This is a genomic window from Type-E symbiont of Plautia stali (genome assembly GCF_059731115.1).
The window spans coordinates 2,862,242-2,884,467 of record NZ_AP035906.1 but is presented as its reverse complement, the minus strand read 5'-3'; the positions used below and the strand labels follow the sequence as shown (position 1 = coordinate 2,884,467).

The 22,226-nt window shown below is 53.2% G+C and carries 14 protein-coding genes; 6 read left to right on the top strand and 8 right to left on the bottom strand.

The genetic code is table 11. The annotated features are described in order from the left end of the window. The 3 genes from nrdB to lsrK form a co-directional block, all read right to left on the bottom strand. Complete coding sequence (gene nrdB / locus AC6I8L_RS13220) at window positions 1-1,131, bottom strand: class Ia ribonucleoside-diphosphate reductase subunit beta (protein WP_034825039.1); 1,131 nt, start codon at window positions 1,129-1,131, stop codon at window positions 1-3. A 65-nt stretch (window positions 1,132-1,196) separates the two neighbouring features. Further along, the gene (gene nrdA / locus AC6I8L_RS13215; protein WP_058961304.1) at window positions 1,197-3,482 is read right to left on the bottom strand and encodes a class 1a ribonucleoside-diphosphate reductase subunit alpha; all 2,286 of its coding nucleotides are present in this window, start codon (window positions 3,480-3,482) and stop codon (window positions 1,197-1,199) included. Window positions 3,483-3,947: 465 nt separating this feature from the next. Further along, complete coding sequence (gene lsrK / locus AC6I8L_RS13210; RefSeq protein ID WP_058961305.1) at window positions 3,948-5,519, bottom strand: autoinducer-2 kinase; 1,572 nt, start codon at window positions 5,517-5,519, stop codon at window positions 3,948-3,950. A gap of 208 nt (window positions 5,520-5,727) precedes the next feature. Between lsrK and lsrG the strand changes: the two genes are divergently transcribed. Continuing rightward, window positions 5,728-6,021, top strand: coding sequence for a (4S)-4-hydroxy-5-phosphonooxypentane-2,3-dione isomerase (lsrG, locus tag AC6I8L_RS13205; RefSeq protein WP_058961306.1), 294 nt, complete (start codon window positions 5,728-5,730; stop codon window positions 6,019-6,021). A 485-nt stretch (window positions 6,022-6,506) separates the two neighbouring features. On the opposite strand, the gene ubiG is transcribed toward lsrG, so the two are convergent. Continuing rightward, window positions 6,507-7,232, bottom strand: coding sequence for a bifunctional 2-polyprenyl-6-hydroxyphenol methylase/3-demethylubiquinol 3-O-methyltransferase UbiG (gene ubiG / locus AC6I8L_RS13200; protein WP_058961307.1), 726 nt, complete (start codon window positions 7,230-7,232; stop codon window positions 6,507-6,509). 177 nt (window positions 7,233-7,409) lie between these two features. On the opposite strand from ubiG, the gene gyrA reads away from it, so the two are divergent. Both gyrA and rcsC read left to right on the top strand, forming a co-directional pair. Then, window positions 7,410-10,049 (top strand): DNA topoisomerase (ATP-hydrolyzing) subunit A, encoded by a 2,640-nt coding sequence (gyrA, locus tag AC6I8L_RS13195; protein ID WP_058961308.1) that lies wholly within the window; start codon window positions 7,410-7,412, stop codon window positions 10,047-10,049. A gap of 166 nt (window positions 10,050-10,215) precedes the next feature. Beyond that, the gene (rcsC, locus tag AC6I8L_RS13190) at window positions 10,216-13,068 is read left to right on the top strand and encodes a two-component system sensor histidine kinase RcsC (RefSeq protein ID WP_058961309.1); all 2,853 of its coding nucleotides are present in this window, start codon (window positions 10,216-10,218) and stop codon (window positions 13,066-13,068) included. Between the two features lie 41 nt (window positions 13,069-13,109). Here the strand turns inward: rcsC and rcsB are convergent, their stop codons facing one another. Genes rcsB through AC6I8L_RS13175 form a run of 3 tightly spaced genes read right to left on the bottom strand, consistent with a single transcriptional unit; the run spans window position 13,110 to window position 17,597 of the window. After that, window positions 13,110-13,760, bottom strand: coding sequence for a response regulator transcription factor RcsB (gene rcsB, locus AC6I8L_RS13185; RefSeq protein WP_034825012.1), 651 nt, complete (start codon window positions 13,758-13,760; stop codon window positions 13,110-13,112). Window position 13,761: 1 nt separating this feature from the next. Then, entirely contained in the window at window positions 13,762-16,419 is a 2,658-nt protein-coding gene (rcsD, locus tag AC6I8L_RS13180; protein WP_058961323.1) for a phosphotransferase RcsD, read from the bottom strand. A gap of 23 nt (window positions 16,420-16,442) precedes the next feature. Next, window positions 16,443-17,597 carry an MFS transporter gene (locus AC6I8L_RS13175; protein ID WP_058961310.1) on the bottom strand — a complete coding sequence of 385 codons (1,155 nt, stop codon included), beginning with the start codon at window positions 17,595-17,597 and terminating at the stop codon, window positions 16,443-16,445. 909 nt (window positions 17,598-18,506) lie between these two features. Between AC6I8L_RS13175 and ompC the strand changes: the two genes are divergently transcribed. After that, entirely contained in the window at window positions 18,507-19,607 is a 1,101-nt protein-coding gene (gene ompC / locus AC6I8L_RS13170; protein ID WP_058961311.1) for a porin OmpC, read from the top strand. A 312-nt stretch (window positions 19,608-19,919) separates the two neighbouring features. Here ompC and AC6I8L_RS13165 read toward each other — a convergent pair whose 3' ends face one another. Continuing rightward, on the bottom strand, window positions 19,920-20,072 hold the full coding sequence (locus AC6I8L_RS13165) for a hypothetical protein (protein WP_167347126.1): 153 nt from the start codon (window positions 20,070-20,072) through the stop codon (window positions 19,920-19,922). 402 nt (window positions 20,073-20,474) lie between these two features. On the opposite strand from AC6I8L_RS13165, the gene apbE reads away from it, so the two are divergent. Further along, complete coding sequence (apbE, locus tag AC6I8L_RS13160; protein ID WP_058961312.1) at window positions 20,475-21,512, top strand: FAD:protein FMN transferase ApbE; 1,038 nt, start codon at window positions 20,475-20,477, stop codon at window positions 21,510-21,512. Window positions 21,513-21,527: 15 nt separating this feature from the next. Then, a complete protein-coding gene (gene alkB, locus AC6I8L_RS13155; protein WP_058961313.1) occupies window positions 21,528-22,169 on the top strand; it encodes a DNA oxidative demethylase AlkB in 642 nt (213 codons plus the stop codon). The last annotated feature ends 57 nt before the right edge of the window (window positions 22,170-22,226 follow it).

The window sequence follows — 22,226 nt, the reverse complement described above, 5'->3', positions numbered from 1 at the left end:
TTACAGCTGGAAGTCGTTGAAGTCGTCTTCGCCGACTTCGGCATCAATCTGACCCACCAGGTAAGAACTGACTTCCACTTCCTGCGGTGCCACCTGCACGTTATCTGATACCAACCAGGAGTTGATCCATGGAATCGGGTTAGAACGCGTCTGGAACGGCAGATCGAGGCCAACCGCTTGCATGCGGATGTTGGTGATGTACTCAATGTACTGGCACAGAATGTCTTTATTCAGACCGATCATCGAGCCACCGCTGAACAGATAATCTGCCCACTCTTTCTCTTGCTCGGCGGCTTTCTTGAACAGGTCGAAACACTCATCACGGCACTCGGCGGCGATCTCTTTCATTTCAGGATCATCTTCACCGGTGCGCAGCAGGTTCAGCATGTGCTGAGTGCCGGTCAGGTGCAGAGCTTCATCGCGCGCAATCAGTTTGATGATTTTGGCGTTACCTTCCATCAGCTCGCGCTCGGCGAAGGCGAATGAACAGGCGAAGCTGACGTAGAAGCGAATCGCTTCCAGTGCGTTAACGCTCATCAGGCAGATATACAGCTGCTTTTTCAGCGCACGCAGATTCACGGTCACGGTTTTACCCGCCACTTCGTGCGTGCCTTCTCCCAGCAGATGCCAGTAGCTGGTCATCTCGATCAGATCGTCGTAATACTTCGAGATGTCCTGTGCACGCGCCAGAATCTGCTCGTTAGTGACGATGTCGTCAAACACCAGTGAAGGATCATTCACGATGTTACGGATGATATGGGTATAAGAGCGCGAGTGGATGGTTTCAGAGAACGCCCAGGTTTCAATCCAGGTTTCAAGTTCTGGAATCGAAATCAACGGCAGCAGGGCCACGTTAGGGCTGCGACCCTGAATAGAATCCAGCAGCGTCTGGTATTTCAGGTTGCTGATAAAGATGTGTTTTTCGTGATCTGGCAGCGCCTGATAATCGATACGATCGCGTGAGACGTCCACTTCTTCCGGACGCCAGAAGAAGGAGAGCTGTTTTTCGATCAGCTTTTCAAAAATGTCATATTTCTGCTGGTCGAAACGGGCAACGTTCACTGACTGGCCGAAGAACATCGGTTCTAACAGCTGGTCGTTTTTGTTCTGCGAAAATGTGGTGTAAGCCATGGCTAAGTCCAAAAGTGATGAGGGCCGACCATTGCCGGCCCTGACAAGATAGGGCGTCTGACTAATTAAATCTTACAAGCGCCGCTTTCGCAGCCGTCATCCTGAATGGAAGGAGCCAGGTCGTCCTGCGCATCTTCCGCACCGTCACGGGTGTTTTGGTAGTACAGGGTTTTCACGCCAAATTTATACGCGGTCAGCAGATCTTTCAGCAGCTGTTTCATCGGCACTTTGCCATTGGCAAAACGGCTTGGATCATAGTTGGTGTTCGACGAAATCGCCTGATCGATAAATTTCTGCATCACACCAACCAACTGTAAGTAACCGTCGTTAGAGGGCATTTCCCACAGCAGTTCGTACTGATCTTTCAGACGCTCATACTCTGGCACCACCTGACGCAGAATACCGTCTTTGGATGCTTTGATGCTGATGTGACCGCGCGGTGGCTCAATACCGTTGGTGGCGTTTGAAATCTGTGAGGAGGTTTCAGACGGCATCAGGGCAGAGAGCGTGGAGTTACGCAGACCGTGCGCAACGATCGACTCACGCAGACCTTCCCAATCCAGGTGCAACGGCTCGCTGCAAACGGCGTCGAGATCCTTTTTATAGGTGTCGATCGGCAGAATGCCCTGTGAGTAGGTGGTCTCTTTGAACCACGTACAGGCACCTTGCTCTTTCGCCAGCTCGTTCGAAGCTTTCAGCAGGTAGTACTGGATCGCTTCAAAGGTTTTATGCGTCAGGTTGTTGGCGCTGCCATCAGAATAACGCACGCCGTTTTTCGCCAGATAATAAGCGTAGTTAATCACGCCAATACCCAGAGTACGACGACCCATTGCGCCGCGTTTTGCCGCCGGGATGGGGTAATCCTGGTAATCCAGCAGTGCATCCAGTGCACGTACCGCGAGGGTCGCCAGCTCTTCCAGATCGTCGAGGCTGTCAATCGCACCGAGGTTAAAGGCAGACAGCGTACACAACGCGATTTCACCGCTTTCGTCATTCACATCGTTCAGCGGTTTGGTCGGCAGCGCGATTTCCAGGCACAGGTTAGACTGGCGGACGGGCGCGATAGCCGGATCAAACGGGCTATGGGTGTTGCAGTGATCGACGTTTTGGATGTAGATACGGCCAGTAGAAGCACGTTCCTGCATCATCAGTGAGAACAGTTCAACTGCTTTCACGCGCTGTTTGCGGATGCTGTCGTCTTTCTCGTATTTGGTGTACAGACGCTCAAACTCGTCCTGATCGGCGAAGAACGCATCGTACAGACCTGGCACGTCAGACGGGCTGAACAGGGTGATCTCTTCACCTTTCAACAGACGGGTATACATCAGCTTGTTGATCTGTACGCCGTAGTCCATGTGACGTACGCGGTTGCCTTCAACGCCACGGTTGTTTTTCAGCACCAGCAGGCTTTCCACTTCCAGATGCCACATTGGGTAGAACAGGGTGGCTGCACCGCCACGTACGCCGCCTTGTGAGCACGACTTCACTGCCGTCTGGAAATGTTTATAGAACGGGATGCAACCGGTATGGAAGGCTTCGCCGCCACGGATTGGGCTACCCAGCGCACGAATGCGACCAGCGTTGATACCGATACCCGCACGCTGCGACACGTATTTTACGATAGCGCTGGAGGTGGCATTGATGGAATCAAGGCTGTCACCGCATTCGATCAAGACGCAAGAGCTGAACTGACGCGTTGGGGTACGCACGCCAGACATGATTGGCGTCGGCAGTGAGATTTTGAAGGTGGACACAGCATCATAGAAGCGACGCACGTAATCCATACGCGTCTCACGCGAATAACCGGAGAACAGGCATGCAGCAACCAGAATATACAGGAACTGGGCACTCTCGTAGATTTCACCGCTCACACGGTTCTGCGCCAGGTATTTCCCTTCCAGCTGCTTCACCGCAGCGTAAGAGAAGTTCATGTCGCGCCAGTGGTCGATGAAGCCGTCCATCTGCTCGAACTCTTCTACGCTGTAATCTTCCAGCAGGTGACGGTCGTATTTGCCCATCTCAACCATTTTCACGACCTGATCGTACAGCTTCGGCGGCTCAAACTGGCCGTACGCTTTTTTACGCAGGTGGAAGATGGCGAGGCGAGCAGCCAGGTACTGGTAATCCGGCGCATCACGGGAGATCAGGTCTGCAGCGGCCTTGATGATGGTCTCATGGATATCAGAAGTACGAATTCCATCGTAGAACTGAATGTGGGAGCGCAACTCAACCTGAGACACGGAGACGTTATTCAGCCCTTCAGCGGCCCAATCCAGTACCCGGTGAATCTTATCGAGATCAATGCGCTCCTGGCGGCCATCGCGTTTAGTAACGAGCAGACTTTGGTTCATGTCGCGTGTTTACCTGTCCATGAAAGAGTGAGTTATCCCCCATCTATTCACAAGGTCTATGCACAAGCCGCTCGTTGTGAGTAAGCCTGTGGATAAACACTATATATAGGGGGTGCGGGAAGTTTGAACAACAATATGGTGAGTATTCTAGTCAGCATTCTGATCATCACAAGAGTTGATTTTCGCGAAAAAATCCGTCCAGGGGGGTAGCGAAATTCCTGGATCCCCATTCCGTAAGGCCTGCCAATGGTGTCAACTGCCAGCGACTTTTTTTTCACTTTTTGATCGAGCGCGTGTTTATTGCTCAAAGGTTCTCATCACGGATATTTCTGAAGTCAAAAAAGCCCTGACAAGGCCGCCAGTAGCGAACTTATCTAAAATTGCTTATGAATTTTTTGTGACCAATCCAGCCTACAAAAATGCGTGGCATGCGTCTAAAAGGAAATTGATCTGGAAAGCAGTGAGTTACAAACCTGGCGCTTTCCACATCGAGGTGGTTAACCCACTGTCCACCAGGGTGAGTTGGTCGGCATAGACTTTCTGCCAGTTGGCTTTTTGCTGTTGATAGAGTTGGTGGTGTTCTGCGTTGGGGTGAAATTCGCGCTCCCAGCGTACTAATGCTTGCCCGGTTTCCTGCAAACTGCGGTAAACCCCTGCGGCGACGCCGGCCGCAATCGCGCAGCCCAGGGCAGTGGCTTCTTTCACTTGCGGCACTTTGACCGTCAGCCCCGTGACATCGCTCAAAATCTGGCTCCACAATTTGCCCTTCGCACCGCCTCCGGCAAACACTATCTGTGAGGTTTGGACACCGGAAAAGGCGGCCACCTGATCCAGATTGCAGGCCGAAACAATCGCGGCATTCTCTTCCAGCGCACGGAAGAGCGTCTGTTTATTGCAGCGTTCGGGGTCGATGGAAAGATTAATAAAGGAAGGCGCAGCGTGATACCACTTGTTGAAGTGCATTGCATCTGAGAACACCGGCATCACGCCCCAGGATCCGGCGGGGACGCGTGCCGCCATCTCTTCCAGCAGGCTGTAGCAATCCACACCCAGCCGCTCCGCCAGCAGTTTCTCTTCACCGCAAAAGGCATCACGGAACCAGCGCATCGTTAGGCCGGTAAAGAAACTGATCGCTTCCGCCTGCGCCATACCGGGGATCACATGCGGATTCACGCGAATGTTCATTTGAGGATCAATCTGCGGCTGCGGCAGATTCACCACCTGCTGCCAGAAAGTGCCGCCGAGCACAGCAGTTTCCCCCGCCTTCACCACGCCTAACCCCAGTGTCCCCAACTGCACATCACCGCCGCCCATGCCAACCACTGTGCCTTGCGCCAGCCCACACTGCTGAGCGGCTTCGGCTGTCACAGTTCCCAGTTGCGTACCGGTTTCGGCCACGGGTGACAATATATCGCCGCGCAACCCCGCCATCTCCAGCAAATCAGGCCGCCAGTTTCGGGTGCGTAAATCCAGCAGGCCGGTGGTGCCCGCGTTGGAGGGATCCACTGCCAGTTCGCCACTCAGGCATTTTGCCAGCCAGTCGCTGATCATCGACAGCGTTGCCGCCTGACGATAAATATCGGGTCGATGATGCGCCAGCCATAACAGGCGTGGCATTGCCCCGAGTGCCAGGGTTTGCCCTGAGCACTGATAGATTTCACGCTCAAACTCGCCGTGATGAATCTCTTTCAGCTCACTCACTTCGCGGCTGGCGCGGGCATCCACGTTGGCGCAGGCCCAAATTGCTTCGCCGGCTTTGTTATAGAGCACGATCCCTTCGCGCATGGAGCAGCAGGCCACGCTGCGAATCGCGCTGGCTGGCAACTGCGACTGTTGCAGCACCTGCTGAATACACTGACAGGCGAGTGGCCAATTGTGGCTCAGATCAAACTCCATCGATCCCGGCACATCGGGCAGGGCAAGGTGCCGCCATTCAGCCTGCGCCACAGCGATCTGCTCGCCCTGAAGATTGAAAATCACGGCGCGAATGCTGCCAGTACCGGCGTCGAGCGCCATCAGATGCGGGGCGTGTGACATCGCAAAACTCCTGTTGAAACGGAAAAGTGCTCCACGCCGACGGCCCAACGGGTGTTACTGCAAAGATAGCTGTGCGCGAGGGTTTTCACCTCCAGATGAACGGTTTAGCCCACCGCTGAAAGTTTGAACTGTGATCGCTGCGAGAGTTTTATTAAACAAGCTTTACCAGGATTGCCACTTTGCCAATCGCGATAAAAAGGACAAGCCGATGGAAGTCACGCTGGTCGAGATCAACGTCAAACCCGACTGTATCGACGAGTTTTTGCGGGTGTTTGAGCTGAATCATGTGGGAGCGTTGGGGGAACCTGGGAATTTGCGCTTTGATGTTTTACAGGATAGCCACGTGCCGACGCGCTTCTTTATTTATGAAGCTTACACCGATGAGGCCGCCGTGCTGGCGCACAAGAAAACGGCACACTACCTGACGTGCGTTGAGGCGTTGGAAGCGTTAATGAGCGAACCAAGAAAGAAAACCGCGTTTAAGGGGATATTTCCGCAGTGACGCCAAGTCATTCTCCGTACAAGGGCGAAGCACCATCATTCGAGGTTTTTAAAGGAGTATTGAAACAACCGAAAGCGCAATGATATGTACTGCAACCGTATAATGTTCAATATGGAGGCGACGCAGAATTCTTCGCACAATCCCAGCATGATTAGGTGTTAGTAGAGGTGGGTTTAAGCGACGGATAGCTCAATAATTTGCGCAGCAGTCGCTGCATTATGATATCGAAAGCGGCTGCGTGGACAACTTAATGAACCCCATCCACAACGCAGCGTGACTCAAAGCAATGACCAACGTTCAGGGCCAGTAAAGCCCCGCCCGAAGAGCAAAGCGTCCGCCGCAGGGATGCGGCGGACGATCTGCATGGATGCGTGTTTCCTTTGCGATCGGGCGGGGCTTTACTGGCCGACGCACCGTCCCCGCAGCAACCATGCACAAGTCCCTACAGCAACCATGCATCGTCCCCGCAGCCACCACGCAAACACTCAATCCTGACGATGCGTATGCACCATATAATTCACATCCACGCCACGTCCCAACCGGAACTGATTGGTCAGCGGATTGTAGTGCAGGCCGATCATACCCATCTCACGCAGCGGCGTCTCATCAACCCAATTCAGCAACTCCGCCGGACGGATAAACTTCTTCACGTCATGCGTACCGCGCGGCACCATGCGCATTACATATTCGGCACCAAACACCGCCAGCAACCACGCCTTGGGATTACGGTTAATGGTCGAGAAGAACACTTCGCCGCCCGGTTTAACCAACTGCGCACATGCCAGCACCACAGAACGCGGATCCGGTACGTGCTCCAGCATCTCCATGCAAGTCACCACGTCATAGGCCCCCGCATGGCTGATCGCATGATCTTCCACGGTCTGCTGCACATAGTTCACGCTCACAGCGCTCTCCAGCGCATGCAACCGTGCCACTTCCAGCGGCTCCGCACCCATATCCAACCCGGTCACGTTGGCTCCTTCACGCGCCATGCTCTCCGCTAAAATACCGCCGCCGCAGCCGACATCCAGCACCTTCTTACCAAACAAACCATTGCTGTGCTGGGCAATCCAGCCAAGACGCAGGGGATTGATGCGGTGTAACGGCTTAAACTCACCCTCTAAATCCCACCAGCGCGATGCGACCGCTTCAAACTTGGCAATCTCAGTATGGTCGACGTTTTGGCGGCTTTCCTGCGGTTGTTCACTCATTGAATCACGACTCCTGACAAAATATTCCCTCAGTATAAACGCTTAACTCTTGCTAGCGCATCTCTCACCTGCAAGGAAAAGCGGCATTAAACCCTGCTTTACGTTCACCGAGGGCAACCACTGTGATATACTTTCGCACCATTAAAAACCGGCATTATGTAGAGGGATAGCGGCTCCATGAGCGACCTTGCGAGAGAAATTACACCGGTCAATATCGAAGAAGAGTTAAAAAACTCCTACCTCGATTACGCCATGTCGGTCATCGTTGGCCGAGCTTTACCCGATGTGCGTGATGGCTTGAAGCCGGTGCACCGCCGTGTGCTTTTTGCCATGAGCGAACTGGGTAACGACTGGAACAAAGCTTATAAGAAATCGGCCCGTGTGGTCGGTGACGTGATCGGTAAATATCACCCACACGGTGATTCCGCGGTATACGAAAGTATCGTTCGTATGGCCCAGCCGTTCTCCCTGCGCTACATGCTGGTAGATGGTCAGGGTAACTTCGGTTCCGTTGATGGCGACTCCGCCGCAGCGATGCGTTATACCGAAGTGCGTATGGCGAAGATCTCTTCTGAACTGCTGGCGGACCTCGAAAAAGAGACCGTCGATTTTGTGCCGAACTACGATGGCACCGAGCAGATTCCTGAAGTGCTGCCGACCAAAATTCCTAACCTGCTGGTGAACGGCTCGTCCGGTATCGCCGTAGGTATGGCGACCAACATTCCACCGCATAACCTGACGGAAGTGATCAACGGCTGCCTCGCCTTTATCGAAGACGAAGACATCACTGTTGAAGGCTTGATGGAACACATCACCGGCCCTGACTTCCCGACTGCGGCGTTCATCAACGGTCGTCGTGGTATCGAAGAAGCCTATCGCACCGGTCGCGGTAAGATTTATATCCGCGCACGCGGTGAGATTGAAACCGACGCAAAAACCGGCCGCGAAACCATCATCGTCAATGAAATCCCGTATCAGGTAAACAAAGCGCGCCTGATCGAGAAAATTGCCGAGCTGGTGAAAGAGAAGCGTGTGGAAGGCATTAGCGGCCTGCGTGATGAATCCGATAAAGACGGTATGCGTATCGTTATCGAGATCAAACGCGATGCGGTCGGTGAAGTGGTGCTCAACAACCTCTATTCCCTGACGCAACTGCAAGTCTCCTTCGGCATCAACATGGTGGCACTCCATCAGGGCCAGCCGAAGATCATGACGCTGAAAGGCATCATTGAAGCCTTCGTGCGCCACCGCCGTGAAGTGGTGACGCGCCGTACCATTTTCGAACTGCGCAAAGCGCGTGACCGTGCACACATCCTTGAAGGTCTGGCCATTGCGCTGGCCAACATCGATCCGATTATCGAACTGATTCGTCGCGCACCAACGCCAGCTGAAGCGAAAGCGGGCCTGTTGGCACAGCCATGGGATCTGGGCAACGTAGCCACCATGCTGGAGCGTGCGGGCGATGACGCAGCACGTCCAGAATGGCTGGAAGCGCAGTTCGGTATTCGTGACGGTCAGTACTACCTGACTGAACAGCAAGCTCAGGCAATTCTGGATCTGCGTCTGCAGAAACTGACCGGCCTTGAGCACGAAAAGCTGCTCGACGAATACAAAGAGCTGCTGGACCAGATCGCAGAACTGATCCACATCCTGCAGAGCGCCGAGCGTCTGATGGAAGTCATCCGCGAAGAGCTGGTGGCAATGCGCGACCAGTTTGGTGATGAACGTCGTACTGAAATTACCGCCAACAGCGCCGACATCAACATTGAAGATCTGATTAATCAGGAAGATGTGGTGGTCACGCTGTCGCATCAGGGTTATGTCAAATATCAGCCGCTGACTGACTATGAAGCGCAGCGTCGTGGTGGCAAAGGCAAATCCGCAGCACGTATTAAAGAAGAAGACTTTATTGATCGTCTGCTGGTGGCCAACACCCATGATACCATTCTGTGCTTCTCCAGCCGTGGCCGTCTCTACTGGATGAAAGTTTACCAGCTGCCAGAAGCGAGCCGTGGCGCACGTGGTCGCCCAATTGTTAACCTGCTGCCGCTGGAAGCCAACGAACGTATCACCGCCATTCTCCCGGTGCGTGAATACACCGAAGGCTTTAATATCTTTATGGCGACCGCTGACGGTACCGTGAAGAAAACTGCCCTGCAGGAATTCAGCCGTCCACGTAGCGCCGGTATTATCGCCATTAACCTGCGTGAAGATGATGAATTGATCGGTGTTGCGCTGACCAACGGTAGCGATGAGGCCATGCTGTTCTCTGCTGCGGGTAAAGTGGTGCGCTTCTCTGAGACTGCGGTTCGCGCCATGGGCCGTTCGGCCTCGGGCGTGCGTGGTATCAAGCTGGCTGAAAGCGATAAAGTGGTTTCACTGATCGTGCCACGTGAAGAGGGTGCCATCCTCACTGTGACGCAAAACGGTTACGGTAAACGTACAGCGAATAGCGAATACCCAACCAAGTCGCGTGCAACCCAGGGTGTGATCTCAATTAAAGTCACCGAACGTAACGGACCGGTTATCGGTGCGGTGCAGGTGGTGGATGGCGATCAGATCATGATGATTACCGATGCCGGTACGCTGGTGCGTACACGCGTATCGGAAGTCAGCGTGGTTGGCCGTAACACCCAGGGCGTGATTCTGATTCGTACCGCGGAAGACGAAAACGTGGTGGGTCTGCAACGTGTTGCTGAGCCGGTGGAAGAAGAAGAACTCGACGCCATCGACGGCAGTGTTGCAGAAGGCGAAGAAGATATCGCGCCGGAAGTCGACAACGACGACGATGCACCTGAAGCGGATGAAGAAGAGTAATCCGCAGCGGTGAACAACAGCGGCAGGTCAGGGCAACCGACCTGCCGTTTTTTTATCTGAGTTTTACTCCCAAAGTCGCGCACCAACTGGCTTTTTCGGGCCGATAAAGCTAGTGTATGAGGGCTTTTCAACTTCCTGACAACCCCTTACCGCCAGTGAGTCTCTTTTGAAATATCTCGTCTCCTTTCGCACTACGCTTCGCATCTCGCGCTATCTGTTCCGTGCGCTGGCGCTGCTGCTTTGGACGTTGGGTGCGTTGCTGACTACCTTCTTCATCATCAACGTACTGCACGAAAAAGAGAACGCGGTTCGCCAGGAATTTGACACCAATTATGGCCAGGCGGAATGGTATGTACGCCACTCGGCCGACGTCATGCGTGAACTGAAATACATCACCGAAAACCGCTTAAGTAACAGTAGCAACGGTTTGGACGTGCTGAATGGCCTGCCTGCCAGTAAAAGTACCTTGCCACAGTTCACGCCGCTGTTTTCTGATGGTGATTGCACTTCAATGAGTAACACCTGGCGTAACTCGCTCGATTCGCTGGGTTACTTCATCAACTACTGGAAAAGTAACTTCACCTCCGCTTACGAACTCAACCGTGTGTTCTTTATTGGGGGTGAAAATCAGTGTCTGGCCGATTTCGCCATTGGTAACAACAATTCAGTCGATCGTGAACGGAGCCTGAAAGCCCTGCGCGAGCGGGTGCTGCACTATCGCAGCGGCAACGAAGAAGAGCGGCGTAATCCGATGTACTGGATTACGCCGAGCAGCCAGCCTGGTGTCGGTAATTTCTACATGGTGATGCCGGTGTATGTGGCCAACAAGCTACAGGCGTTGCTGGGCGTGGAACAAAATATCCGTCTTGATGAATTTATTCAGCCGGGCGGCTTGCCGCTGGTTGCCACCATTACTGATGAGAACTACCGTCCGTTGCTGAGTTCGCGTCGCGGTGGCCCCGGCTACTCTTTTGACGATCTGCCGGATGACAGCACCTGGTTTGGTTATCTTGATAGCTATCGCCAGTTAGTCCTGAAGAAACCGCTGCCGCCGTCCAATCTTAACGTGGTGTGGTCACTCTCTACTGACGTGCTGGTGGATCAGCTCAAGCTGATGCTGATTAACGCGCTGTTGCTGAATATCTTCAGCGCATTGATCCTGTTCACGCTGGCATGGATATTCGAACGCCGCATGTTCCTGCCAGCGGAAGATAACGCACATCGGCTGGAAGAGCACGAGCAGTTCAACCGCAAAATTGTCGCTTCGGCGCCGGTCGGCATCTGTATTTTGCGCACCAGCGACGGCACCAATATTCTGAGTAACGAACTGGCTCACAACTATCTGACGCTGCTGACGCAGGAAGATCGTCAGCGCCTCAATGAGATCATCGGGGGCCAGCAGGTCAACTTTGTCGATGTGCTCACCGGTACCAATACCAACCTGCAAATCAGCTTTGTGCATTCACGCTATCGCAATGAAAACGTAGCGATTTGCGTGCTGGTGGACGTCTCAACGCGTGTGCGCATGGAGCAGTCATTGCAGGAGATGGCGCATGCGGCAGAGCAGGCCAGCCAGTCAAAATCCATGTTCCTTGCCACCGTCAGTCACGAACTGCGCACCCCGCTGTACGGCATCATCGGTAATCTCGACCTGCTGCAAACCAAGTCGTTGCCAAAAGGTGTGGAATCGCTGGTGACGGCGATGAACAACTCATCGAGCCTGCTGCTGAAAATCATCAGTGATATTCTCGACTTCTCGAAAATTGAGTCGGAGCAGCTGAAGATTGAGCCGCGGCCGTTCTCGCCGCGTGAGGTGGTCAATCACATCGCCAGCAACTATCTGTCGCTGGTGGTGCGTAAACGCCTGACGTTATATGTGATGATCGAAAATGATGTGCCGCTGACGATGGATGGCGATCCAATGCGTCTGCAGCAGGTCATTTCTAACCTGCTGAATAATGCGATCAAGTTCACCCATACCGGCTGCATTATTCTCCATGCCTATGTCAAAGATGGGTATTTAGCCTTCCGCGTGCGCGATACCGGCGTCGGTATTCCAGCGAAAGAAGTGACGCGTCTGTTCGATCCCTTCTTCCAGGTGGGCTCTGGCGTGCAGCGCAACTTCCAGGGCACCGGGCTGGGTCTGGCAATCTGTGAAAAGCTGATCAACATGATGGACGGTGATATTGAGGTCGACTCTGAGCCGGGCATGGGTAGCCAGTTTATCATCCGTATCCCCATTTACGCTGGACAACAGCCTGCGCCGCCGCTGCTGGATGGTTTGCAGGAAAAAGCCATCTGGCTGGATATGCGCAATGATTATCTCGCGGTCTTCCTGCTGCGTCTTTTGCAGCAACAGGGCATTGCGATCGCGCATTATCAGGGTAATGCCGGTAGCGACGATGTGATTATTAGCGACCATCAGGATACGGTGTCACAGGCCGTGCGCGCACAGATTCACATCTGCGGTCAGCACATCGACATGCCGCAGGAAACCGCGCCGGGTCAGTGGGTGCAGAGCAGTGCGATGCTGCACGATCTGCCTTCATTACTTGGCCGCATCTATCGCCTCAATATTGATAGCGAAACCAGCACGCCGTTGCAGTTGGCCGCACCGCAAGAGGCCAACCGTTACGATGACATTATGGTATTGATTGTTGATGATCACCCGATTAACCGTATGTTGCTTTCCGAGCAACTCGGCACACTGGGCTATCAAACCAAAACTGCACAGGATGGGGTCGATGCGCTGAATGTGCTAAGCCGTAATCACATTGATATTGTGCTGAGTGACGTCAATATGCCGAATATGGATGGTTATCGCCTGACGCAGCGCCTGCGTCAGTTGGGCCATGCCTTCCCGGTGATTGGGGTGACGGCCAATGCGTTGGCAGAAGAGAAGCAGCGCTGTATGGATGCCGGGATGGATAATTGCCTATCCAAGCCTGTTACGCTTGATGTGTTGAAATCCACGTTGGCAATCTATGCCGAGCGGGTAAGAAAAAGCAGGAAAGGGTAGTACAGAAGAACAGGCGCACCGAAGTGCGCCTTTTTTACATCTTAATCTCTTTCAACCTGAGTCGCGCTCACGGAAGAGAGGTAATTCAGCAGGGCGATATCATTTTCCACCCCGAGTTTCATCATCGCCGATTTCTTCTGGCTACTGATGGTTTTGATACTGCGGTTCAGTTTCTTAGCGATTTCCGTTACCAGGAAACCTTCGGCAAACAGGCGCAGAACTTCACTCTCTTTCGGCGACAGACGCTTGTCTCCGTAACCGCCAGCACTGATTTTCTCCAGCAGTTTCGCCACGCTTTCAGGCGTATATTTTTTGCCTTTCTGCAGGGCTGCCAGCGCTTTTGGCAGATCGGTCGGTGCACCTTGCTTCAGTACAATCCCTTCGATATCCAGATCCAATACGGCGCTCAGGATCGCTGGGTTATTGTTCATGGTCAGAACGATAATTGAGAGATCCGGATAGTGACGTTTGATGTACTTAATCAGTGTGATGCCATCACCGTATTTCTCGCCTGGCATAGAGAGATCAGTAATCAGAACGTTAGCATCCAGTTTGGACAAGCTGTTAATCAGTGCTGTTGAGTCTTCAAACTCACCTACAACGTTGACCCATTCGATCTGTTCCAGAGACTTACGGATACCGAACAGAACAATCGGATGGTCATCGGCAATAATTACATTCAGGTTATTCATCTTATGGGTTACCTTGCTGCAGCAGTTGGTTGACGTATGCGTCAATTTCACTGGTGGTATTTATAATGGTTAAATCTTCACATAGTTTTATGTGATGTTCTAACTCTTCACAAAGCTGTTTACCTGGAACCAGATTTAGCATGGCGAACACGCCTTTCAGGCGATGTGCAGTCTGAGCAAGCGAGGGATAATCCTTCTCCGCTGCCTCAGTATACAGTCTCTTCACATCAGGCGGTACTGTCTCGGTAAACAGCTGGAAATAGCCTCCGCTCATCAGCGGCGTGGCAGCCTCATCTTCACTACTTTCCTCCATCAAATCATGAGCCATTTGCTTTTCAATCAGTGCCAGCAGCGCGTCAAGCAGCGCATTGCTGAGATTGAAATTGACCCGGTATTGCTGATCGTTCAATGCGTGGTGACCCATTTCGTCACCGGCTAATAGCAGAGCCCAGCCATTGAGGCGGGCGGGATCGTCAGTGATCAGCACATCATGATCCTGACCGGATAAACGTTCGTCAGAGGTCAGGCAATTCGCTCCCCAGTTTTCTAACTGGCGGCAAACAATTTTGTGCACATCCTCGACGGCGATATCGACCAGTGCGGTTACACCTTCCAGCAGCTTCTCTTCCTGCTCGCCTTGCAGTTCCAGCGCGAGGGGCAACTGAATATTATAGCGTGTGCCGATATCGGGTTTGGCGATGATCTCCAGCTGGCCACCCATCTGCTTGCACAGCTGCTTGCAGAGGAAAAATGCCATGCCAGAGGCCTGACCGTAACGATCCTGGGTGGTTTCACCCAGATATGGGAAATCAACATTCGCCAGCTCATCGACGCTCAGGCCGGAGCCGGTATCCACCAGTTGCAGCAGCACTGAGTTAGGTTTGTTCTCGCTGGCCTTAATCTCCAGCGTAATTTTGCCCCACTGCGTGGTGGTGAGCGCATAGTGCATCAGGGTGGTCATGACTTTGCGCAGTGCACGGCGATCGCCAAAGCGCATCTCGTCGTTGGCCAGATGGTTGTTGACTACCAGCGCCAACCCTTTACGGCGCATCAGCGGTAGGCTCTCCAGCGCGATGTCATCCAGCAACTCCTGCAAATTGAACACGCTAGCATCCGGCGACCAGTCGTGTGCTTCCAGGCGGTTCAGCAATACAATGTCATCAACCAAACGAGACAGGCCCTGACTTTCATCAAGCAAATCCAGCACGCTTTCGTCTTCATCACGCTGGCTGAGTTGCACCAGTTGCGCCACCATACTCTCCAGCGGACGGTTGAGGGCGTGACCGAGATTTTGCATCAGCTGCTGACGCATCTGATGATTACGATCCAACACCTGCTGTGCCTTCTGCAGTTTTTTATTCACCAGCAATTCACGGTCCTGATCGCGCATCATAAACAGCTGAGTATGCGGTGACAGCACGCTACGGGCGTGGCGGATCTCATACACCTCGTTGTTGATGGTGGCCTGCAGCACGCCCTGATGCTGATCGGACATATTGATGATTTTCTGCAGGTTCAGATGGGGTAACAGATGCTCAGCAATCTTGTTGCTCAACAGCGTGCGATTGGTAGCGAAGTCATACACCAGCAAACCCACCGGCAGGCTCGCAACAATCTCTTCATTCAGCATGCGCAGCGAATCTAACTCGGCGCTTTGGTTCTCGTTCGGGCGCAATGACTGCTGACGCAATAAGGTGATGCCGGCAATCGAGAGCAGTAACAGCACCAGATTGATCAACAGCGGCCACATCAGATTATGCAGGGTATCCAAAGCGAGGCTGGTGAGCGGCACGCGATATACTAACTGTAACGAAGTGCTGGGCAGTGACGCCGCAATGACGAGATTAGGATTCGCCAGTGAAACAGATGTCGTTTCGCTAGTGGCATCGTCGCTGCTGGTGCTGGAAGATTGCGTGGCATCCTGAATCAACTGGAAATTTTCCAGCGGCATGCTGTGCGGGATCAAATCGTTGATAGGCAGATCAAAAGCGACCACCGTGGCGAGGTGACCAGGCTGGTTGAAGGTGGTGCGCAGGGTAAAGTAGTGATCGTTCTGCCAGGCGAAATGGCGCAGCGGTGAAAAGCTTTCACGTTCGTCCAGCGCATTGGCCTGTTGCAGCATCTCGGCACGGCGGCTGTCGACCAGCGTATTGATGGCGCTCTCTTTATAACGCGTTGCCATATCTTTTAATGGCAGCGTCGAGATCATGATCAGGCTGTTGTCCTGGCCATTGAGGAAATACATCGACCAGGTGGGATTCTCTGCACCCCACAGCGTATCGAGGTAGTTGGACATGCGCATCGTCATATCCAGCGTGCTGCTGTCGTGGGAGCCAAAGATCAGCGCCTCCGTTTTACGGCGCGTCTTTTCCAGGTAGTAAACATCCGGGCGCAGGCGGGTTTCCAGAAGATTGGTGTTGGGTGCAGATCCGGCCGCACTGGTGGCGAGATTTTCATAAATCTGCCAGGTCGCGAAACGCGAAGCGTCGATGCGTTTTTGTACGGCACGCGCTAAATCGGTCATCGCGTAACGCTTCTCAGTAAGCCAGGCGTTAACACTGTTGTGCACCATAGCTCCCAGGGCCAGAAACAGCACCAGGTTGAACACCACGAAGAAGCGGGTGACGTTACCCGAGGTCAGCGGAAATTTGTAAGGCAGCATAGTGTCTCAGGATCCTGCGATTAGCGCGCCACCAGGCGAGCACTGGCGGCAACGGCCAGCAGCAGCAGGGCGATCAATAAAAATGCGCCACTCAAACTGAGCCACTGGGAAATAAATCCGATTAGAGCCGGACCTGAAAGAATACCTGCATAGCCTAATGTTGTCATGGCAGAAATCGCCAGATTCGACGGCATATCGTGTTGATTCCCGGCCGCATTAAACAGCATTGGCACGGTGTTGGCTAAGCCGAATCCCACCAGCAGGAAAGTCAGCAGTGCAACCTGTGGCCACGGCAGTAACACCGCCAGCGTCATACCCGCTGCAGCGGCTAATGCACCCGTGACCATGACGGGATAGCGACCAAAACGTTGAATGACTTTATCACCGGTGAGACGGCCGATTGTCATCGCCACGGAGAAGATGGCATAGCCCAATCCCGCATGTGCTACGTCCATCTCTGTGTTTTGCAGTAACAGCAGTGCGCTCCAGTCAAGCACCGCGCCTTCTGCCAAAAACAGAATGAAGCACAGTAACCCCAGGAAAGCGACCCAACCGCGTGGGATCACCAGCCAGGGTTGATCGGGCTGATGCAACCGTTCAGTCATTAACGTTGGCAGGCTGATCACCAGCAGCACCACGATTAACACCATCACCACCGCGACAGCATGCAGGGGCGAGAGACCACTGGCCAGCAATAAACTGACGCTACCGGCACCAATAATCCCGCCCAGGCTGAAGAAACCATGGAAACCCGACATCATCGGCTTGCGTGCCGCTTTCTCCACTTCAACGGCCTGCACATTCATGGCGACATCCAGCATGCCTAACCCGGCACCGAAGATCATCAGTGCCGCAGCCATCAACCACATCACATTTAGCAGAGTGAGCAGTGGCAGGATCGCCAGCACCACTAACGTGGAACATAACATCACCCGACGGCCGCCCACGCGGGCAATCAGCGCACCGGTAATCGGCATCGCTGCGAGCGATCCCACACCGAGACACAGCAGCAGCCCACCTAACGATGCGCCGCTCAGTGCCAGACGCTGGCTGGCAAAGGGAACCAGTGGCGCCCATGCCGACATGCAAAGTCCGGCGATCAGAAAGACGATGCGTGTACCCATGTTGACACGCTGATGCAAATGATTGTGCTGTGCGGCGTCCAGTGCTGTCATAAAAGTCTTTTTCAATAGCCGTCAAAGCGACGAAGTTTAGCATTAAAGCTGACGTCTCACCGCAGTTCAGAACCGATGAGTTCAGAAAAGATGAGCGCCAGAAACAGGCATATTACTGAGTTTTGGCGTGGCGTGACGCTTTTCCAGAACTTTCCTGGCACTTTCACGGCCTTCCTGCCGCGATCAATCGGTCGCAAATTGAAATTTCACGATGGAAAAGGATGAATATAAAATCATCATCGGTAATAAATCAGCGCTGCACTTTGCCTTAACCAATTGAATAAGAGAAGACTCCTGTAGGCTAATAGGAGAGAGTCTGGGCCAGTGCATATTCCAGTATTCTTCATTACGCACAGAAATTAACATTGCAGAATGATGGCTATCGATTGAACAAAAAGTGCTAAAAATAGCTAATAATGCGCCTGAGAGATTGTGTTAATTTAACCCAATCAACTAACTTTACTTAAAATTACGCGGGGATGAGTGATTTTGGCAAAAAAATGCCGGACAAACATGTCCGGCGGGAATTAGGGTAAGACAACTCATTCGGGGTGAATGAAGGGAATAATGAAATAAATGATGATAGCGGGAGTAATTGTATGCGCTGAAGTGACTTTAGTTTTATCATTCAGTGCGGCAGGGTGAGTCAATTTAAATTGTTGTTATTAAATGGATAAATAATCGATTACCAATATGTGCTGTATTCTTTGTTGATCCGTGCTGATTATTAGTTCCACGATGTTTACATTTGGAAATAACTATTAAATACAATGAAACACTTTTGGAAATTTAGTATCATTTTCGTGATAGATTATTGCCCCGTATAAAATAACAATGGCTTGCCGGCTGAATTTTTAATCGTTCAGTTTGCAGTGGCATAAATAAAGGCACATTAAAGAGGGTAATAAAATGAAACGTCGCGTTCTCTCCCTGATGATCCCTGCATTGCTGGTTGCAGGTTCAGCAAGCGCAGCTGAAATTTACAACAAAGATGGCAACAAATTAGACCTCTACGGTAAAGTCGATGGTCTGCACTATTTCTCCGACAACTCAGGTTCAGACGGTGATCAGTCTTACCTGCGTTTCGGTTTCAAAGGTGAAACTCAGGTCACAGACCAACTGACCGGTTACGGCCAGTGGGAATATCAGGCTGCCCTTAACACCTCTGAAAACGAAGGCACCGCCAACAGCTTTACGCGTGTCGGCTTTGCCGGTGTGAAATTCGGTGATGCCGGTTCATTCGACTACGGTCGTAACTATGGCGTGATCTATGATGTTTCGGGCTGGACTGACGTATTGCCAGAGTTCGGTGGCGATACCTACGGCGCGGACAACTACATGTTCCAGCGCGGTAACGGTATGGCGACCTACCGCAACACCAACTTCTTTGGCCTGGTGGATGGCTGGAACTTTGCAGTCCAGTATCAGGGCAAAAATGACAACCCAACTGAATCCTCTAGCGGCCGTGATGTGCTGGGTGAGAACGGTGATGGTTACGGCCTGAGCACCACTTATGACATCGGATCCGGTTTCGGTATCGGTGCAGCGATGTTCCAGTCTGACCGTACTAACAACCAGAACACCGGCGCTATCCTGGGTCGTGGTGATAAAGCTTCTGCTTACACCGGTGGCCTGAAATATGACGCCAACAACGTGTATCTGGCCGCGATGTACACCCGTTCGTACAACGCGACGCGCTTTGGCTCAAGCGATGCGACCTCATACGGTTATGCGGATACGGCGGATAACTGGGAATTGGTGGCACAGTACCAGTTCGACTTCGGTCTGCGCCCATCCCTGGCGTTCGTTTCTTCTCGCGGCAACGTGCAGAACTACGGCGATCAGAACCTGAAAAAATATGTTGATGTGGGTGCGACTTACTACTTCAACAAAAACATGTCGACCTATGTTGATTACCAGATCAACCTGCTGGACGACAACAACTTCACCAATGCGGCCGGTATCAACACCGACGACATTGTGGCACTGGGCCTGGTTTACCAGTTCTAAGTTGCAGCTTGGTAGGGCGCGCCACGGTGCGCCCTCGGCGGCCTTCGGGCCGCCGCTACTGCATCTGTTGATTTAACGCACTTTGTCATACCTCCACGATATCCTCTGCCTGTTTCCTCCTCTGTATTCGCACAATGGCACCGTCGACCAGCAACATTATCTGTGCAGCCTTAAACTGCCTTTATGCTGCTAACTTCTCAGGGATTTTCTTTTTTAACGGCTGACCGATAGCGGCAGAAGAGTCTCTGTTTCACTGTAAGGCAGGAAGACGCCCGGATGACCATCCGGGCCTGGGCGAGCTGAGTGATGAGATTACGATACAGGGCGCCATTTTTTGGCTTTTGGCGCGGGCACTACCGACGTATGGGGCGTGGGTGTGCTGCCTTCCATTGCGACGCCTGCCAGCGTAAACGCGGAGAAGCGCAACCAGTGTTGCCAGGTTTGTTGGGTTTTTGTCTTATCCATTTTGCACCTCGCTGATGTTCAACTCAGTCTCAACGGTGCAGAATTCATGCCAGGTCACCGCTCTCAGCGCCACGCGGCCTCAATCTGATTTGCTACACTCCGGCAGCGCTGAAGCGGTGCATATTCATTAATCCATGGTGCAAAAATTTAACGTTTGCGCGAGGGGTAATGCTGAATCAGGCGATGGCGATAGTGTTGCCAGCAGCGGAAAGTCCCGAAGATGAACAGAACGGCGGATACAGCGAGAATCATAAAAATCATCTGTCGCTCCTGTGCGGTTGGGGGGGCTTGAACGCTCAATCCTGTGCAAGTCAGGTATGAACATCAAGCAGCTTTAGCCTGTTTTACAAGCGGTTTATGCTTTGAAACAGGATGAATTAATGAGTTACAGATGAGGAAGTGATGATTATTAAGAATATTCTGCTAATTGGTGTTATGACCAGCGCGTTGTTCGGCTGCGACCAGCAGGCCTCCCGTAGCGCACTGGTGCTGGAAGGGAAAACCATGGGCACCCAGTGGCGCGTCAGCGTCGCGGGCGTCGATCCCCAACGGCAGGCCGCTTTGCAGCAGGCTATTCAGCAGCAGCTTGATCGTGATGATCATGAACTCTCCACCTGGAAGCAGGATTCAGTTTTGTCGCGCTTCAACCAGTATCAGGGTGATCAGCCGCAGCCGGTGAGCGCGGATATGGCGGATATCGTGGTTGAAGCCCTGCGCATCGGTCATAAAACCGAGGGTGCGATGGATATCACCGTCGGCCCGCTGGTCAATTTGTGGGGGTTCGGGCCCACCAAACAGCCTGCGCACACTCCGAGCCAGACGCAGATTGATGCAGCGAAAGCGCAAACCGGCTTACAACATCTGCATGTGATCCAGAGCGTAGAGGGGCAGTGGTTGCAGAAAGATCTGCCCGCGCTGGATGTCGACCTTTCGACCATGGGGGAAGGATATGCCACCGATCATCTGGCACGATTGATGGAGCAGCAGGGCATTACCGACTATCTGGTGTCGGTGGGCGGCGCGGTGTTAACCCGTGGGCAGAATGCCAGTAACCAACCCTGGCGTGTGGCGATCCAGAAACCCACCGATCGTGAAAACGCCGTCGAAGCGCGCGTTGACTTACAGGGGCACGGAATCAGCACCTCAGGCAGCTATCGCAACTATTATGAACTGGACGGCAAACGCATTTCGCACGTGATCGATCCCGCGACCGGACGCCCCATCGAACATAAACTGGTGTCGGCCACCGTGATTGCGACTACCGCGCTGGAAGCCGATGGCTGGGATACCGGGTTGATGGTGCTGGGCAGCGAACGGGCACAAGCGTTGGCAATCAAGGAACATTTGGCGGTTTATCTGATCAGCAAGCAGGGTGACGGCTTTACGCACTGGATGTCACCCCAGTTCAAATCCTTCCTGATCGATCAGGAAAGCAAATAACGGCAGGAGGCGCAGATGTTGGATCTGTTTAGTGAAGAAGCACCCTGGCAGGAACCGTTAGCGGAAGGCGCGGTGATTTTACGCCGCCGCGCGCGCGATGAAGCGGACGCATTGCTGGCGGCGATACAGGAGATTGCCGGGCAAAATCCCTTTGCTCACCGCATCACGCCGGGCGGGCATCGCATGTCGGTGGCAATGACCAACTGTGGCGACTTAGGCTGGTCAACGGATTCGCGCGGCTACCAATACACGGAGCAGGATAATGCCAGTGGGCACAAATGGCCGCCGATGCCTGCGCTGTTCCGCACGCTGGCGCAGCAAACCGCGCAGGAAGCGGGTTTTTCCGGCTTTAACCCGGATGCCTGCTTAATCAACCGCTATGAACCCGGTGCCAAACTCACGCTGCATCAGGATAAAGACGAGAAGGATCTGCGTCAGCCGATTGTTTCAGTGTCATTAGGCCTGCCAGCGGTGTTCCAGTTTGGTGGTTTTGAGCGCGGTGATGCCACGCAGCGGGTGCTGCTGGAGCACGGTGATATCGTGGTGTGGGGCGGCCCCTCACGCCTGCGTTATCACGGCATTCTGCCGCTCAAACCCGGTATTCACCCGGCAGCGGGCGCCTTTCGCTTTAATCTCACTTTCCGCCGCGCCCACTAACGGCGCGGTGAATGAGAATTAATCTTGCTATCATCCGGAGCGCCATTAAACTGCAGG